The organism is Micromonospora sp. D93 (genome assembly GCF_018070365.1).
Taxonomy (GTDB): Bacteria; Actinomycetota; Actinomycetes; order Mycobacteriales; family Micromonosporaceae; genus Micromonospora; species Micromonospora ureilytica.
In genome coordinates this window covers 1-16,514 of the sequence record NZ_JAGPXW010000050.1, presented here as the reverse complement: position 1 = coordinate 16,514, position 16,514 = coordinate 1, and the positions used below count along the sequence as shown (strand labels likewise).

The 16,514-nt window shown below is 71.3% G+C and carries 14 protein-coding genes; 5 read left to right on the top strand and 9 right to left on the bottom strand.

Annotated elements, in window-relative coordinates:
• Positions 1-7 precede the first annotated feature (7 nt).
• The 9 genes from KBX71_RS32780 to KBX71_RS32740 form a co-directional block, all read right to left on the bottom strand.
• Positions 8-1,063, bottom strand: coding sequence for a glycosyltransferase family 4 protein (locus tag KBX71_RS32780; protein WP_210821583.1), 1,056 nt, complete (start codon positions 1,061-1,063; stop codon positions 8-10).
• A 158-nt stretch (positions 1,064-1,221) separates the two neighbouring features.
• On the bottom strand, positions 1,222-1,893 hold the full coding sequence (locus KBX71_RS32775; RefSeq protein ID WP_307847464.1) for a BON domain-containing protein: 672 nt from the start codon (positions 1,891-1,893) through the stop codon (positions 1,222-1,224).
• Positions 1,894-2,076: 183 nt separating this feature from the next.
• On the bottom strand, positions 2,077-3,711 hold the full coding sequence (locus KBX71_RS32770; protein WP_210821572.1) for a trypsin-like peptidase domain-containing protein: 1,635 nt from the start codon (positions 3,709-3,711) through the stop codon (positions 2,077-2,079).
• A gap of 62 nt (positions 3,712-3,773) precedes the next feature.
• A complete protein-coding gene (locus KBX71_RS32765; protein ID WP_210821571.1) occupies positions 3,774-5,336 on the bottom strand; it encodes a HAMP domain-containing sensor histidine kinase in 1,563 nt (520 codons plus the stop codon).
• Positions 5,333-6,034, bottom strand: a complete 702-nt coding sequence (locus tag KBX71_RS32760; protein ID WP_110561683.1) for a response regulator transcription factor — start codon at positions 6,032-6,034, stop codon at positions 5,333-5,335. The genes KBX71_RS32765 and KBX71_RS32760 overlap by 4 nt, the downstream gene beginning before the upstream one ends.
• A gap of 72 nt (positions 6,035-6,106) precedes the next feature.
• On the bottom strand, positions 6,107-6,718 hold the full coding sequence (locus KBX71_RS32755; protein WP_210821570.1) for a PadR family transcriptional regulator: 612 nt from the start codon (positions 6,716-6,718) through the stop codon (positions 6,107-6,109).
• On the bottom strand, positions 6,715-7,539 hold the full coding sequence (locus KBX71_RS32750; protein ID WP_210821569.1) for a DUF4097 family beta strand repeat-containing protein: 825 nt from the start codon (positions 7,537-7,539) through the stop codon (positions 6,715-6,717). The genes KBX71_RS32755 and KBX71_RS32750 overlap by 4 nt, the downstream gene beginning before the upstream one ends.
• A 101-nt stretch (positions 7,540-7,640) precedes the next feature.
• Positions 7,641-8,579, bottom strand: coding sequence for a 1-acyl-sn-glycerol-3-phosphate acyltransferase (locus tag KBX71_RS32745; RefSeq protein WP_210821568.1), 939 nt, complete (start codon positions 8,577-8,579; stop codon positions 7,641-7,643).
• Complete coding sequence (locus KBX71_RS32740; protein ID WP_196929683.1) at positions 8,576-9,349, bottom strand: GNAT family N-acetyltransferase; 774 nt, start codon at positions 9,347-9,349, stop codon at positions 8,576-8,578. The genes KBX71_RS32745 and KBX71_RS32740 overlap by 4 nt, the downstream gene beginning before the upstream one ends.
• A 159-nt stretch (positions 9,350-9,508) precedes the next feature.
• Here KBX71_RS32740 and KBX71_RS32735 point away from each other — a divergent pair, with 159 nt between their 5' ends.
• The 5 genes from KBX71_RS32735 (at position 9,509) to KBX71_RS32715 (ending at position 16,415) form a co-directional block, all read left to right on the top strand.
• The gene (locus KBX71_RS32735) at positions 9,509-10,156 is read left to right on the top strand and encodes a hypothetical protein (protein WP_210821567.1); all 648 of its coding nucleotides are present in this window, start codon (positions 9,509-9,511) and stop codon (positions 10,154-10,156) included.
• Between the two features lie 142 nt (positions 10,157-10,298).
• A complete protein-coding gene (locus KBX71_RS32730; RefSeq protein WP_210821566.1) occupies positions 10,299-11,234 on the top strand; it encodes an ABC transporter ATP-binding protein in 936 nt (311 codons plus the stop codon).
• Positions 11,231-12,043: an ABC transporter permease gene (locus tag KBX71_RS32725; protein WP_196929680.1), complete on the top strand. Its 813-nt coding sequence runs from the start codon at positions 11,231-11,233 to the stop codon at positions 12,041-12,043. Before KBX71_RS32730 ends, KBX71_RS32725 begins: the two co-directional genes overlap by 4 nt.
• 281 nt (positions 12,044-12,324) lie before the next feature.
• Positions 12,325-16,080 (top strand): multifunctional oxoglutarate decarboxylase/oxoglutarate dehydrogenase thiamine pyrophosphate-binding subunit/dihydrolipoyllysine-residue succinyltransferase subunit, encoded by a 3,756-nt coding sequence (locus KBX71_RS32720; protein WP_210821565.1) that lies wholly within the window; start codon positions 12,325-12,327, stop codon positions 16,078-16,080.
• 149 nt (positions 16,081-16,229) lie between these two features.
• Positions 16,230-16,415, top strand: a complete 186-nt coding sequence (locus tag KBX71_RS32715) for a DUF6104 family protein (RefSeq protein WP_030490374.1) — start codon at positions 16,230-16,232, stop codon at positions 16,413-16,415.
• Positions 16,416-16,514 lie beyond the last annotated feature (99 nt).

The window sequence follows — 16,514 nt, the reverse complement described above, 5'->3', positions numbered from 1 at the left end:
CTGTGGCTCAGCGCACCGGCACCCGGGCCGGTTCACGGACGTCACGCCGGCCGAGGGCGAAGCGCCGATAGACCTCCGCGTAGCCGCTCGCCATCCGCTCGACCGAGAAGTTCCGCGCGACGTGCGCCACGCAGTCCTCCGGGTCGAGTCGCTCCGCCGCGAGCAACGCCGCGGGTAGCTCCTCCGACCGCTCGACGACGAGCCCGGTCAGCCCCGGCCGAACCAGCTCCGGCACCGCACCCCGGTCGAGCGCGACCACAGGCGTGCCGGTGGCCATCGCCTCCAGCATCACCATGCCGAACGGCTCGTCCCACTGGATCGGCATGATCAGGCAGCGGGCGTCGACGAGCATCCGCAGCGTCGTCGCGCGGTCCGCGTTGAGGACGACTGTCACATCCTCGTCGACCATGGGCGCGACGACCTGCTCGTAGTAGCGGCGCTCGGCCGGCTCGTTGCACTTGCCGGCCAGCAGCAGGGGCACCCCGGCCGCCCGGCACGCCCGGATGGCGGTGTCCGGGCCCTTGTCCGGGCTGAACCGGGCCAACCACAGCACCGGCCCCGCGCCGGGCGTGTGCTTGCGCGGGAAGCCCCGGATGTCCAGCGCGTTGTGCACGGTGCCGGCCCAGGGCAGGTTCGGGTTCAGCCGGCGCTGGGCGTGCGAGATCGCCACCAGGGCGACACCCGAGTCGATGTCGCTCAGCACGTCGCCGTACTCCCCCACGGGGTTCCCGTGCACTGTCGCGACCGTCGGCACGGCCCGGCGGCCGGCGACCAGCGGACCGATAGTGGTGTGGTCGTGAATCACGTCGAAGTCGGCGGCGCTGATCAACCGATTCACCCGGGCCAGGTGAGCCAGCTCGGGCAGTGACTCGCCGAGCCGCTCGTACTGGACCTCGGCAACGGTGGAGACGAAACCGTCGGCCGCCGTGCCGTGGTCACCGCCGGCACCGAACAGGGTCACCGCGTGTCCCTGCCCGCAGAGCGCGTCCACCAAGGCCGCGACGACCTGTTCGAGGCCGCCGTAGCCGGGCGGCGGTACGGACAACCACGGCGGAACCACCATCGCGATGCGCAGCGACCGCTCCTCGGAGCGGCCCGCAGGCGGGTGGTTCACGGCCACGAGTCCTCCCCGTTTGATCTCCGGTGCGGCGGCACCGGCGGTCGAGCCGGTCGGCGGCGGTTTCCCGGTGGCGTCCCGGGTAAACCGGACATGGCGGACGATCACCCGCCCACCAGGAGCTGGTCGTGGACCACCCGCACCCCGGGCGCGGACCACGCCACCCGCTCGACCTGGTCGCGTTCCCACCAGGAACGGACCACCCCGGCGAGGACCAGCGTGTCGCCGTCCACCTCGACTGTCACCCGCTCGCCGCCGAGCGTGCGCAGCAACGCCCGCTGGACATCCCGACGCAGCCGCTCGGCCTCCGGTGGCGCCGCGGGTCGTACCTCGATCAGGTTGGTGATCCCCCGGACGCCGTCGAGTCGACGCACCTCGCCCTCCGCGGCACGCCGCTGCCACCCGAACTCGACCTCACCACGCAGCATCAGCCAGCCGTTGGCCACTGTGACGTCCAACCGTTCGGCCGGCACGAAGCTGTCCCACTCCAACGCCCGGGTGGCGGCGATGGCGACCTCGGCGTCGGTACGCCCCGGAGTACCGGGCAGCCGCACCTCCATCTCGTCGGCCACCGCCCGTACGCCGCGAACCCGCTGTGCGCATCGCGTCGCGGCCCAACCGCGAGCGGCACCGTCCACGAACCCGGTCAGGGTGACCACGCCCTGGTCGACTGTCACACCGATCTCGTTCGGTTGCAGCCGGGCGTCCCAGGCCAGTTCGGCCAGGACGTCGCGTTGGATCCGCTGGTCGTCGCGGACATCCACCACCTCGGTCACGGCACCCACCCCCGGTTCCGGTCGCCGACACTCGCCCTCCGAACCTGCCGGGCAGACGGGTGACGGCGGTTCACCCGATCCGGGTGAACCGCCGTCGGGCGGAAAGAAGCGGCGGGTGACGGAGCCGACCCCCTCGGCCCCGCCACCCGCCGCCGGAGGGAGGAAGCAGGTTCAGATAACTGGTTAGGACGTCTCGGCGAGCGTCACGGTCGCCGACTTCTCGACACCGTTGCGCTTGAACTGCACCTCGACCCGGTCGCCGACCTTGCCGGCCTGCACCGCGCCGACCAGGTCGTCCGAGTCGTTGACCGGCTTGTCACCGAACCGGGTGACGACGTCGCCGCGCTGGAGGCCGGCCTTCTCCGCCGGGCTGCCCGCGGTGATCGACGCGACGAGCGCGCCGCCGCCCTCGGCCTGGTTGACGCCGACACCGAGCGACGGGTGGCTGACCTTCTCGCCGCGCTGGAGCTTGCCCGCGACGTCCTTGGCCTTGTTGCTGGGGATGGCGAACCCGACTCCGATGTTGCCGGTGCTCTGCCCGGAGGTCGCGATGGCGGTGTTGACGCCGATCACCTCGCCCCGGGTGTTGACCAGCGCGCCACCGGAGTTACCGGGGTTGATCGGCGCGTCCGTCTGGAGCAGGCCGGAGATCGAGCTGACCGGCTGGCTCTGCTGCTGGGTCGGGTCCTGCGGCTGGCCCTCACCGGCCCGGATGGTGCGGTCCCGGGCGCTGAGAATGCCCGAGGTCACCGAACCCTGCAGGCCGAGCGGGCTGCCCAGGGCGAGCACCTGGTCGCCGACCTGCATGGCGTCGCTGTCGCCGAACTTGGCCGGCTTGAGGTCGCTGACCCCGTTGGCCTTCACCACGGCCAGGTCGGTCTTCGGGTCGGTGCCGATGATCTTCGCGTCGGCGGTCTTACCGTCGGCGAAGACCACCCGCACGGCGTCGCCGGCGGCGGACGCGACCACGTGGTTGTTGGTCAGCACGTACCCGTCGGCGCTGAGCACCACCCCGGAGCCCTCACCACTGTCGGTGGTGATCGAGACGACGCTGTCCTGCACGGCTGCGGCGATCTTCGGCAGGTCGGCACCATTGATCACCGGAGCCGCGGAGTAGGTGCGGGTGATACCGCCGCCGTCGCCGTCGAGGGCGAGCGCGAGCGCCCCACCGGCCACGCCGGAACCGAGCATCAGGGCGAACACGGCGACACCGGCGCCGGCGAACTTGGCGATCCGGCCCGGCCGGGGACCACTGCCGGGCGGCGCGACCTGCGGGCCCCACGGCGGGACCGGCTGGCCCGGGTGCTGCCCGGGGTGCTGTGGGTGCTGTCCAGGGTGCTGGGCGTGCTGCCCGGGGTGCTGCTGGTGCTGGGCGTACGCCATGCCCGGCTGGCCCCCGCCGGCCCAGCCGGACTGCTGCCCCGCGTACCAGGGGGCGCCGGGGTACTGGCCGGCGGCCGGCTGCGGGTAGCCGGGCTGGCCGGGTGCCGGGTGGCCGGAGACCGGGTACGGCGGGGCGGAAGGAGTGGCGGCCGGGCGCTCGTAGCCGGTCGACGGCTCGTACCCGGTCGGCTGAGCGGCGGTCGGCGGGCCGGCGGGCGCGGAGGAGCCGGCGTACCCCGCCGGGGTGACGGCTGTGGCGTCCGGGTCACCGGCGGTCGAGGCGACCGTCGGGTCGGTGGTCGAGACGACCTGTACGGGAGTGGTCGGGGAGTCGGACTGCACGCGCTCGTCGCGCGGCAGCTCGGCGGTGGGGTGCGACGGCTCGGCGTCGGTGGGGGCCGGCCGGCGCTGCGGGTCGGACTCGAACTCGGTCATGCCACTACCTTCTCCCCCGGCACTGCAATCAACCTGGAACCGTCCTGGAAGTTGGCTGAAAGTCACTCGCCCGCTCCGTCGGTCTGCGGCAGCAGCGGCAGCCGGACCCGGAAGGTGGCCCCGCCACCGGGTGTCTGGGCCACCTCGACCGAGCCGTGGTGGGCGGCGACCAGCGCCGCCACGATGGCCAGGCCAAGGCCGGTGCCGGTGTTGCCGTCGGCCCGCCGGGTACGGGCCGCGTCGGCCCGGTAGAACCGTTCGAAGACCCGTTCCGCCTGCTCCGCCGAGAGGCCGGGGCCGGTGTCGGCCACCTCCACCACGGCGAAGCCACCCGGTTCGGCGCGCAGCCGTACCCGGATCTCGGCCTCCGGCGGAGTGTGGGTGAGCGCGTTGGTGACCAGGTTGCCGATCACCTGCCGCAGCCGCGCGTCGTCGGCGGAGACGACGAGCGGGCCCGACTCGGGCGCGATCTCCAGCTCGATCTGTCGTTCCGGTGCCATCGCCCGCGCGGCCTGCACCGCGTCGGAGGCGAGCACCGGCAGCTCCACCGGGGTCAGCGAGAGCGGCCGTTCCATGTCCAACCGGGCGAGCAGCAGCAGGTCCTCCACCAGCAGCCCCATCCGGGCCGCCTCGTCCTCGATCCGGCGCAGCAGGCCGGCGGTCTGTTCCGGCGCGCTTGCCGCACCCTGCCGGTACAGCTCGGCGAAGCCACGAATGGTGGTGAGCGGGGTGCGCAGCTCGTGCGAGGCGTCGGCGACGAACTGCCGCATCCGCTCCTCGGAGCGGATGGCCCGCGCCTCGGACGCCTGAGCGGCGGCTGCGGCATCCCGGGCGGCGCTCTCCGCCCACCGGGCCGACGTCTCCGACGCGGCTCGGGCGGTGAACGCCGCCTCGATCTGGGTGAGCATCGCGTTCAGTGCCCGGGAGAGCCGGCCAAGCTCCGAGGTTGGCTCGGCCTGGCCCTCCTCCGGGTCGGGCACCCGACGGGTCAGATCACCGCCGGCGATCGCGGCGGCGGTGCGTTCGATCTCCACCAACGGTTTGAGGCTGGTCCGGACGATCGCCGCGCCTACCGAGGCCAACATGATCAGCACCGACCCCCCGACCAGCAGATCGATCCAGGCCAGCCGCTTCACGGCGAGGTCGACGTCGGTCAGGTGCTCGCCGATCGCCGCCATCTGGCCGTCCGGCCGCTCGATGTAGAACATCCGCCAGCGCACCGAACTGTCCCGTGCGCGGACGGTGCGTGGCTTGCCATCCTGGGCCTTCTCCTGCGCTTCGAACCCGGCCGCGTCGCTCGGCCAGGGCGGTAGATCCGCCGTCGTGAAGCGGGACTTGTCGTACGCGAAGGCATTCACCTGACCGGTGGCCGGGCTGGTCAGCACGACCACGTAGTCGCTGGGCAGCGAGACGACGTTCGACGAGGGCATGATGGACTGGATCCGATCGGCCGACTCGCGCAGCTCGATGTCGATCTGATCGACCAGATAGTTGTGCAGGAAGTACGCGGTCGAGACACTGATCACCACCAGGGCGCCGGAGACGAGCGCGAGCACCGAGGCGACCAGCTTGATCCGCAGTGGGACGCCCCGCACCCGTCCCTTCGCCTGCTGGACCGCGTTCACGCCGCCGGCTTGCGCAGGACGTACCCGACGCCGCGAAGAGTGTGGATCAGCCGGGGTTGGGTGGTGTCGACCTTGCGCCGCAGGTACGAGATGTAGGACTCGACGATGTTGTCGTCGCCCCGGAAGTCGTAGTTCCAGACGTGGTCGAGGATCTGCGCCTTGGACAGCACCCGGTTGGCGTTGAGCATCAGGTACCGCAGCAGCTTGAACTCGGTCGGCGAGAGCTGCACGCGCTGGCCGGCCCGGTGCACCTCGTGGGTTTCCTCGTCCAACTCCAGGTCGGCGAAGGTGAGCCGGGACGGGGCCTGCTCGCCGGTCGTGGTGCGGCGCAGCACGGCGCGGATCCGGGCGGTCAGCTCCTCCAGGCTGAACGGCTTCGTGACGTAGTCGTCGCCGCCCAGGGTCAACCCACGGATCTTGTCGTCGGTGGCGTCCCGGGCGGTCAGGAACACCACCGGGGTACGTGTGCCGCCCTCGCGGAGCATCCGGATGACCTCGAAGCCGTCCAGGTCGGGAAGCATCACGTCGAGCACCACCAGGTCGGGCCGGTGGTCCTTGGCGGCGTGCAGCGCCGCGCTCCCACTTGTCGCGGTGGCGACGTCGAAGCCCGCGAACCGCAGGCTCGCGGAGAGCAGTTCGAGGATGTTGGGGTCGTCCTCGACGACGAGCAGTCGCGCCTCGGTCTGGGTAGCGGGCATGCGCCCATCATCGGTGACATCGCTGCGCCGGCGCTGGACGCTTCCTGCAAAAAGGCTGTGAGTCGCCGCCGGTCAGCGCAGCAGGCGCCGTAGCCCGTCGAGGGCGCCGTCGAGCAGCCGGATCGCGGTACGCAGCTGGGTGTCGCTGAACTGTCGGGCGCGCATCAGTCGGCTCACCTCGTCGGTGAACGCGCCCAGCCGCTTGTCGAGTTCGTCGAAGAGCTCGGCCTGCGGGCCGGGGGTCGATGCCGGCCGGGGCGGTGGGGCGGGCGCCTCCCACCGGGCCCGTCGGGTCTGCCGGGTGGCCTCGCTCAGCTCCCGCTTGAGGTCGCGTACCGATCCGCGTACCTCGCTGCGGATCTCGCCGGCCAGGCTGGAGAGATCGGCCACGGAGGCCGCGATGTCCGTCTCCAGCGCTGTCAACTCGCCGGCGCGCTGGCGCAGCTCCGCGCGGCCGGCGTCGGTGATGTCGTACGTCTTGCGGCCGCCGGCCGCGGTGTGGCTGACCAGACCCTCGACCTCCAGCCGTTGCAGGCGGGGGTAGATGGTGCCGGCGCTGGGCGCGTACAGCCCGAGGAACCGGTCCTCCAGCAGGCGGATCAGCTCGTAGCCGTGCTTCGGACCGTCGTCGAGGAGCTTGAGCAGGTAGAGCCGGAGCCGCCCGTGGCTGAACACGGCAGTCACGGCAGCTCCTCCCCGTCGTCGTCGACCGCTCGGGCGAGCAGGGCGATGCTCCCCGAGGTCGCGGAAGCCCAGAGTTTACCTTCGCCGGCGCCGAGCACCCCCTCGCTGCTGGGCAGCGGGAACGTCGACGTGCGTAGCTGCGGAAACCCGCTGGTGATGCGGCCGGACGCGGTGTTCAGCTGGACGGCGAGGTCACTGTCCGCGCGGACCCGGACGGTGATGCTGCCCGAGATGGTGGTCAGCCGGATCTCGCTGCGCCTCGGGTTGTCCAGGTCGCAGGTGATCGCGCCCGAGACGGTCTGTGCCCGCACCCGGTCGGCGGCGCTGTCGGCGAGGATCACCTCCCCGGAGACCGTCTCCACTGTGAGGTCGCCGCGGACGCCGAGCGCCTCCACCGGCCCCGAGGTGAGCTTCGCGGAGGTGCTGCCGCGCAACCCCATCAGGGTGATCTGGCCGGCGACGACGTTCACGGTGGTCTGCCGGCGCAGGCCGGAGGCGACCAGCGAACCCGCGACCAGGCCCAGGTCGGCGTGGACGTCGGCGGGCGCGGCGATGGAGACGTCCACCCGGGGATAGCGGTGGATCATCCGGAACCAACGCAGGATGTCCGACCAGCCCCGACCGCGCTCCTGGCGGATGCTGAGCCGGCCGTCGCTGTGGTCGATCAGGACCGGCCGACGGCCGACCTGGGTCACGTCGATCCGGGTCGGCCCGTCGGTGGCGACCACGTTGAGTCGCCCACTGATCAGTCGCACGTCCAGCCGGACGACCGGAGCGTCCAGTGTGAGCCGTTGCGGGCTCTCGACCGTCCATCCGGCCATGGCGTCCCCCTCTCGACGACGCGCGGGACGCACGCCGATCAGGAGGAGAATGTAACGCGATACATCGCGACACCACAAGACAGGTCGTGAGGTGGTTCCCCTCAGGCCGCCAGGTCCAGCTCCCGACCGGCAACCGGCGTCGGCACGGCAACGGCGGGGGTCACCGTCGGCACCGGCCGCAGCCGGGCCCGCGCCACGGCACCCGCCGCCGGCACCAGGTGTACGGCCGACTCGGCGGCCCGGGCCAGCAACCGCCGATCGGCGTCACGGGCCGGATGAAGCGCGCCGGCGATCGTCACCGAGACCACCAGCTCCCGCGCCGCGACCACCCGGGCCACCGAGCGCAGCAGGGTGTCCGCGCCGAGGAAGGCGGCCGCAGTGGTGGTCGACCCGATGGCCTCGCAGCGATAGGTGAGCCGCAGCGGCACCACCGGGCTGCCCGTGTCGATGGCCGCCTGGAACGTCGCGGGCCGAAAGCCGCCGCCGGGTCGGCAGTCGGTGGCGTCGTTCCCGGCGCACCACGTCGTACCCTCCGGAAAGACCGCCACCGACCGCCCGGCGCGCAGCGCGTCGGCGACCCGGCCCACCGTGGACGGCAGCGCCAGCGGCCGGGAGCGGTCCACGAAGACCGTGCCCGCCGCCGCGGCCAGCAGACCGACCAGCGGCCAGGAACGGATCTCCCGCTTCGCGACCATCCGGGTCGGCGCGACCGCCAGCACCGCCAGGATGTCCAGCCAGGAGACGTGGTTGGCGACCAGCAGCGCGCGCCGCCGAGGCAGCCGGCCCCGGACCACGAGGCGGACGCCGAAGGCGCGCGCGGTGCCTCGCGCCCAGCCCCTGACCAGCGCCTGCCGTTCCCGGCTGGGAAGCACGGGCAGTAGGACCACCACCGCGATCCCGGCCAGCAGCATGCCGAACGCGGCGACCAGCCGGAGCACCCGACGGGCCATCGGCACCGTGGGCACCTCGCCGGCCGCCGGCAGGCAGTCGTCGTCGCAGCCCGAGGAGGGCCGCCACAGGTCGCGCGGCACGGCGGTCACCGCTGCTCCCCGCCCAGGAAGTGCCGCAGGTAGCGCGGGTTCATCCGGTCCAGGGAGAAGAGGACGTAGAAGTCCGCGCACCCGAAATCGCTGTCGTACGACGGCTCGCCGCAGATCCACGCGCCGAGCCGGAGGTAGCCACGCAGCAGTGGCGGCATCGCGACCCGTCCGGCCGGGGCAGCGGTGACCGGGCCGGCGGAAGCCGCCTCGATGAACCAGGGCCGCAACGGGCGGAGCCGCAGCGGCGGCGGCGACAGGTGCCGGGCCCGGGCCTGGGTCCACACCTCGGCGACCGTCCGCCCGCCATCGGCCACCGGCACCGACGCGCAGCCGCCGAGCCAGCGGGAGCCGCGCAGGTGCAGGTACCGGATGATGCCCGCCCACATCAGGTTGATCACCGCGCCGGAGCGATGGTCCGGGTGGACGCAGGACCGACCCGCCTCGACCAGGTCGCCGCGCAGGGGGTCGAGCGGGCTCAGGTCGAATTCGTCCTCGGCGTACCGCCTGGTGGTGCGCCCCGGCGGCAGCAGCCGGTACGTGCCGACCACCTCGCCGGTGCTGTCCTCGCGGACGATCAGGTGGTCGCAGTACTCGTCGAAGGGGTCCACGTCCAACCCGGCCTCGCCGGGTAGGAGGGTGGCGCCGAGCTCGGTGGCGAACACCTCGTGGCGCAGGCGTTGCGCGGCCGCGACCTGGATGGGGTCGTCGGCGATCAGCAGGGTGTATCCGCTGGTCTTCAGGGGTGTGCCAGCGGCATGCAGAACGGCCATGGGATCTGTGTAGGTGCCCGGGTTGCCATCCACGGGGACCACCGGTGTCGATCGGATGAACGCCGGCAGGCGAGACCGCTAGCGACGCCCGGTGGCGACCGTGCGAGGCTGCCCGAGCAGGCTGGCGAAGGCGCCGACACGCACCATCGGAGGTCGACGATGCGCATCGAGTCCCGCTACAACGGGCCCGCCGGCTCCGGCAACGGCGGCTGGAGCGCGGGGATGTTCGCCGCCGAGGCGGGCGACACCCGGCCGGTCGAGGTGACGCTGCGTCGGCCACCACCGCTGGAGACCGACCTGACCCTTGTCGACGGCGAGGTCTGGGACCCGGCCGGCGAGCTGGTGGCCGAGGTGCGCCCGGTCGGGACGATCGATGCCGTCGTACCCCCGGTCGGCCTGGACACGGCGGTGGCCGCCGCGACCCGCTACCCCGGCCTCGTCGAGCATCCGTTCCCCAGCTGTTATGTGTGCGGGCCGCAGCGGGCCGACGGGCTGCGGATCTTCCCCGGCCGGCTGCCCGATGGTCGGACGGCCGCGCCGTTCCGCGCGCCCGCGCGGGTCAGCACTGCCACGGTCTGGGCGGCGCTGGACTGCCCCGGTGGTTGGGCGGTGCTCGCGCCGGGTCGCCCGTACCTGCTGGGCCGGATCGCCGCCGTGATCGCGGCGCTGCCCCGGCCGGACGACGAGTGCGTGGTGACCGGCGCGTTGCTGCGTGTCGATGGGCGCAAGGCGCTCGTGCACACCAGCCTGTACGGTCCGGACGGCGCGTTGCTCGGCGCGGCTCGGGCAACCTGGATCGCCAGCTGAACCGGGGCCGTCGTCCGCAGGGATGAGTCGCCTCCACCCCGCGACGGAGGCGAACGTACCGATCGCGCCTGATTGACCTTGTTGCCACGGGCCGTCACGCTGTGCCACGGCGTACCTCTACGCCACACACGGGAGGAGAACGATGACTGACGGGCAGCGAAGCCCCACCAGCGACGGTCAGATCGTGGTGTCCGGTCTGACGAAGCAGTACAAGAACGTCCGGGCGGTGAACGACCTGTCCTTCACCGTTGCGCCGGGGCGGGTGACCGGCTTCCTCGGCCCGAACGGCGCAGGCAAGACCACCACGCTGCGCATGCTGCTGAACCTGGTCACGCCGACCGCCGGCACGGCCACCATCAGCGGCCGGCGGTACGCCGACCTGGCCACCCCGCTGCGGCAGGTCGGCGCGGTGCTGGAGGCGTCCAGCGCGCACAAGGGCCGCACCGGCATCAACCACCTCCGGGTCATCTGCGCCGCGGCCGGGCTGCCCAAGCAGCGGGCCGACGAGGCGTTGGCCCTGGTCGGGTTGACCCCGGCGGCGAAGCGCAAGTTCAAGGGTTACTCGCTGGGCATGAAGCAGCGGCTCGGCATCGCCGCCGCAATGCTGGGTGACCCCCGCGTGCTGATCCTCGACGAGCCGGCCAACGGGCTGGACCCGGAGGGCATCCGGTGGATGCGTGGGTTCCTCAAGAACCTCGCCCACGAGGGCCGCACGGTGCTGGTCTCCAGCCACCTGCTGTCGGAGATGCAGCTGCTCGCCGACGACGTGGTGATCATCGCGGCTGGCCAGCTGGTCCGGCAGGGTCCGGTCGAGCAGGTGCTCGGGTCGATGGCGCAGGGCGCCCGCGTCCGGGTCCGCACCCCGCAGGCCGAGGCGCTGACCGCCGCCCTGAAGGCGCAGTCGGCGACCATCGAGACCGACGAGCAGGGCGTGCTGCTGGTCGGCGGGGTGGACGCCCCGACGATCGGTCGGTCCGCTCTCGCGGCCGGGGTCGAGCTGCACGAACTGACCACCGAACGGCCCGATCTGGAACGGGTCTTCCTGGAGCTGACGGCCGGAAAGGCGGGCATCCGATGAACCTGGTCCGATCCGAGCTACTCAAGATCCGTACCACCAGCACCTGGTGGTGGCTGGCCCTCGGCGCGTTCCTCTCGATCGCCCTGGCGTTCGCGATCAACGCGTGGTTGCTCGTCACGACGCTCGGCGGCGACGCCGAGGAGATCGGCGTCAGCGCCGAGCAGGCGACCGCGCCGGCGCAGGCGGCGAACCTCTACACCTCGGGGCAGTACCTCGGGCTGATGTTCGTGATGCTCATCGGCATCCTGATGGTCACCAACGAGTTCTTCCACCAGACCGCGACCACGACGTTCCTGACGACTCCCCGGCGAACGTCGGTCATCGTCAGCAAGCTCGTCGCCGCCAGCCTGCTCGGCTTCATGTTCTGGCTGGCCACCACGCTGATCGACCTGGCCGCCGGCGCGATCTTCCTGTCCGCGAACGACTACGGCACTCAGCTCGGTGAGTGGCCGGTGCAGCGGGCGCTGCTGTTCAACCTGCTGGCCTACGCCATCTGGACGATCCTCGGGGTGGGCATCGGCACGCTGATCACCAACCAGCTCGGAGCGGTGATCACGGCGGCGGTGCTCTATCTGATCGGCACCCAGGTGGTGGGTCTGCTGTTCCTGCTCCTGTCGAACGTGCTCGACAGCCAGGCGGTGCTCAAGTGGCAGGTGGTCTGGCCCGCGGTGGCGTCCCAGGTCATGATCACGGAGGGCACCTCGGAGTTCACCCCGTCCTGGTGGGTCGGGGCCCTGGTGCTGATCGGCTACGCGCTGGTCAGCGGAATCGCCGGAATCCTGCTCACCCGGCGGCGCGACATCGCCTGATGGCGTCCGCGACCCCGGAGCGACCAGCTGGTCGCTCCGGGGTCGGGCGTCACCCTCGGCGACCGGCCAGGCAAGGGCCGAGTGTTACCAGTTCGACACGGTACGCGCAGGCGTTGCTGAACTTCTGGCATCTTCTGTGAAACCGGCCACGGCACCGAGGCGGAAATGCCTGCGGGATCGGCACGGCGTAGCCTGGGAGCTGTCCAGTCCGTGCTCCTAATCGGGCGCGACGGACACACCGCGTGCCACACAAACCCGCGTGAAAGAGGCGATTACCGGCCGTGTCGACCCAGCAGACTTCGCAGGAGAACCCACTGGCGGGTTTCGGCCCGAATGAGTGGATCGTCGAGGAGATGTACCAGCGTTACCTCGCTGACCCATCGAGCGTCGATTCGGCCTGGCACGACTTCTTCGCCGACTACCGACCGGCACCGGGCGCGGCCACCCCGCGCGGCACCGAATCGTCGGACAAGCCCGCCGCCGCTCCCGAGCCGGACGGCCAGCCGGAGGCGGCCGCCACGGTCGCCCAGCCGAGCGCCCCGGCCAAGCCGGCGACCGCGAGCAAGCCGGCCGCCGCCCAGTCGGCGCCGGCCAAGCCCGCCGCCCCGGCCACACCCAAGGCCACGCCGGAGAAGACCGCCCCGGCCAAGCCGGCCGCCAAGGCCGCCGCGCCGAGCGCCGACGGCCCGCAGACCACGCCGTTGCGGGGCGTCGCGGCGAAGATCGTCCAGAACATGGACGCCTCGCTGAGCGTGCCCACCGCGACCAGCGTGCGTGCGGTCCCGGCCAAGCTGCTGGTGGACAACCGCATCGTGATCAACAACCACCTCGCCCGCGGGCGGGGCGGCAAGGTCAGCTTCACCCACCTGGTCGGCTACGCGATGGTGCGCGCGCTGGTCCAGCACCCCGAGATGAACAACTCCTTCGCCGAGGCCAACGGCAAGCCGGCGGTGGTCCGCCCGGCACACGTCAACCTCGGCATCGCGATCGACCTGGCCAAGCCGGACGGCAGCCGCAACCTGGTGGTCCCCTCCATCAAGGGCTGCGAGCAGATGGACTTCCGGCAGTTCTGGCAGGCGTACGAGGACGTGGTCCGACGGGCGCGGCGCAACGAGCTGACCATGGACGACTACTCCGGCACCACGATCTCGCTGACCAACCCGGGCGGCATCGGCACCGTGCACTCGATGCCGCGGCTCATGCAGGGGCAGAGCGCGATCATCGGCGTCGGCGCGATGGAATACCCGGCTCCCTACCAGGGGATGTCCGAGGCCACCCTGGCCGAGCTGGCGGTCAGCAAGATCATCACGCTGACCAGCACGTACGACCACCGGATCATCCAGGGCGCGCAGTCCGGCGAGTTCCTCAAGGTGATGCACGAGCTGATCCTGGGCGAGCACGGCTTCTACGACCAGATCTTCACCGCGCTGCGCATCCCGTACGAGCCCGTGCGCTGGATGCGCGATGTCGCTGTCAACTCCGAGGGTCAGATCAACAAGACCGCCCGGGTGCACGAGCTGATCCACGCGTACCGGGTCCGCGGTCACCTGATGGCCGACACCGACCCGCTGGAATTCAAGATCCGCAAGCACCCCGACCTGGACGTCCTCCAGCACGGGCTCACCCTGTGGGACCTGGACCGCGAGTTCCCGGTCAACGGCTTCGCCGGCCGGCAGCGGATGAAGCTGCGCGAGATCCTCGGCGTGCTGCGCGACTCGTACTGCCGTCGGGTCGGCATCGAGTACATGCACATCCAGGACCCGGAGGAGCGGCGCTGGGTCCAGGAACGGATCGAGCGCAAGTACGAGAAGCCGTCCGCCGACGAGCAGAAGCACGTGCTCAACCGGCTCAACGCGGCCGAGGCGTTCGAGACCTTCCTCCAGACGAAGTACGTAGGCCAGAAGCGCTTCTCGCTGGAGGGCGGCGAATCGCTGATCCCGCTGCTCGGTGAGGTGCTGGAGTCGTCCGCCGAGAACGGGCTGGACGAGGTCGTCATCGGCATGGCCCACCGGGGTCGGCTCAACGTGCTGGCCAACATCGTCGGCAAGCCGTACGAGAAGATCTTCTCGGAGTTCGAGGGCCACCTGGACCCGCGCTCGACGCAGGGCTCCGGCGACGTGAAATACCACCTGGGTCAGAACGGCAAGTTCACCACCCCGGACGGCGAGCACGCCGTCAAGGTGTCAGTGGTGGCCAACCCGTCGCACCTGGAGGCCGTCGACCCGGTGCTGGAGGGCATCGTCCGGGCCAAGCAGGACCGGATCGACCTCAAGCTGGAGGGCTACACCGTGCTGCCGCTGGCGGTGCACGGTGACGCCGCCTTCGCCGGGCAGGGCGTGGTCGCCGAGACGCTCAACCTGTCGCAGCTGCGCGGCTACCGCACCGGCGGCACCGTGCACGTGGTGGTCAACAACCAGGTCGGCTTCACCACCGCCCCGGAGTACAGCCGGTCCAGCCTCTACAGCACCGACGTGGCCCGGATGATCCAGGCACCGATCTTCCACGTGAACGGCGACGACCCGGAGGCCGTGGTCCGGGTGGCCCGGCTGGCCTTCGAATACCGACAGACGTTCAACAAGGACGTCGTGATCGACATGGTCTGCTACCGCCGGCGCGGGCACAACGAGGGCGACGACCCGTCGATGTCCAACCCCCAGATGTACAAGATCATTGACTCGAAGCGCTCGGTCCGCAAGCTCTACACCGAGGAGCTGATCGGTCGCGGCGACATCACCGTGGAGGACGCGGAGGAGCTGCTGCGCGACTACCAGGCTCAGCTGGAGAAGGTCTTCAAGGCCACCCGGGACGCCGCCTCGGCACCGCGCCAGCTCAACCGGCCGCGCCGCGAGGAGGAGCCGGAGCCGCAGGTCGACACCGCCACCGACGCGTCAGTGGTCAAGGCCATCGGCGAGGCGCACATCAACCTCCCGGAGGGCTTCACCCCGCACAAGCGGATCCAGCAACTGCTGGACCGGCGGGCCAAGATGTCCGTCGAGGGCAACATCGACTGGGGCTTCGGCGAGATCATCGCGCTCGGGGCGCTGCTGCACGACGGGGTCACCGTCCGGCTCGCCGGCCAGGACTCGCGTCGCGGCACGTTCGTCCAACGGCACGCCTCGGTGGTCGACTCCCGCACCGGCGACGACTACCTGCCGCTGAAGTCGCTCACCGGCGACGGCGACCGCTCCCGGTTCTTCGTGCACGACTCACTGCTCAGCGAGTACGCGGCGATGGGCTTCGAGTACGGCTACTCGGTGGAGAACATCAACGCCCTCGTCGCCTGGGAGGCCCAGTTCGGCGACTTCGTCAACGGCGCCCAATCCGTGATCGACGAGTTCATCTCGTCCGGTGAGGTGAAGTGGGGCCAGCGCTCCGCCATCACCCTGCTGCTGCCGCACGGCCACGAGGGTCAGGGCCCGGACCACACCTCCGGCCGGCCGGAGCGGTTCCTGCAGATGTGCGCCGAGGACAACATGCGGGTGTCCATCCCGACGACCCCGGCGAACTACTTCCACCTGCTGCGCCGCCAGGCCCTGTCGCCCAAGCGCAAGCCGCTCGTGGTGTTCACGCCGAAGTCGCTGCTGCGGCACAAGCTCTGCGTCTCGTCGGTGGAGGACTTCACCACCGGCACCTTCCAGCCGGTGCTGCGCGACACGGCCGCCCCGGCACCGGAGGCGGTGAAGCGGGTGCTGCTCTGCTCCGGCAAGGTCTACTACGACCTGTTCCAGGCCCGGCAGGAGCGCGGCGTCACCGACACCGCGATCCTCCGGCTCGAGCAGCTGTACCCGCTGCCGGTGGAGGAGATCCGGGCCGCCCTCGCGGAGTTCCCGAACGCGGAGGACTTCGCCTGGGTGCAGGAGGAGCCGGCCAACCAGGGTGGCTGGTCGTTCGTCGCGCTCAACCTGCTGGAGCACCTCACGGACGTTCGGCTGCGGCGGATCTCCCGCCCGGCCGCGGCCGCCCCGGCGGTCGGCTCGGCCAAGACCCACGAGGTCGAGCAGCACGCGCTGATCGAGGCGGCTCTCCCCCGCCCGTGACCTGACCTGAGCACGGAAGCCGGGGCAGGGCCGTTTCACAGCGGTCCTGCCCCGGCTCTCGTAGGTCCCGCCGGCCGGTTGGCCGGTTGGCTTTCCACCCGCCCAGCAACCCGCCCGGTCCGAGCCGGGCCGAGCACGAGGACGTACCCATGTACTTCACCGACCGTGGCATCGAGGAGTTGGTCGAGCGCCGGGGCGAAGAGCAGGTCACGCTGGAGTGGCTAGGCGAGCGCCTACGCGACTTCGTAGACCTCAACCCCGACTTCGAAACCCCAATAGAACGCCTGGCAACCTACCTAGCCCGCCTAGACGACCCCGACGACGAAGACGCCTAACCCCCACCCCCACCCCCACGCGTTGATCATGAGGTTAGCCGCGCGTGTCGTCGGCGTGTCGAGCTACAACTCCATGATCACCAGGGCGGGGGGTGGGGG

Coding starts and splice junctions, on each gene's coding strand:
- KBX71_RS32780 (WP_210821583.1), bottom strand. CDS start 1,063: ATGGTGGTTCCGCCGTGGTTGTCCGTACCGCCGCCCGGCTACGGCGGC.
- KBX71_RS32770 (WP_210821572.1), bottom strand. CDS start 3,711: ATGACCGAGTTCGAGTCCGACCCGCAGCGCCGGCCGGCCCCCACCGAC.
- KBX71_RS32760 (WP_110561683.1), bottom strand. CDS start 6,034: ATGCCCGCTACCCAGACCGAGGCGCGACTGCTCGTCGTCGAGGACGAC.
- KBX71_RS32750 (WP_210821569.1), bottom strand. CDS start 7,539: ATGGCCGGATGGACGGTCGAGAGCCCGCAACGGCTCACACTGGACGCT.
- KBX71_RS32740 (WP_196929683.1), bottom strand. CDS start 9,349: ATGGCCGTTCTGCATGCCGCTGGCACACCCCTGAAGACCAGCGGATAC.
- KBX71_RS32735 (WP_210821567.1), top strand. CDS start 9,509: ATGCGCATCGAGTCCCGCTACAACGGGCCCGCCGGCTCCGGCAACGGC.
- KBX71_RS32730 (WP_210821566.1), top strand. CDS start 10,299: ATGACTGACGGGCAGCGAAGCCCCACCAGCGACGGTCAGATCGTGGTG.
- KBX71_RS32725 (WP_196929680.1), top strand. CDS start 11,231: ATGAACCTGGTCCGATCCGAGCTACTCAAGATCCGTACCACCAGCACC.
- KBX71_RS32715 (WP_030490374.1), top strand. CDS start 16,230: ATGTACTTCACCGACCGTGGCATCGAGGAGTTGGTCGAGCGCCGGGGC.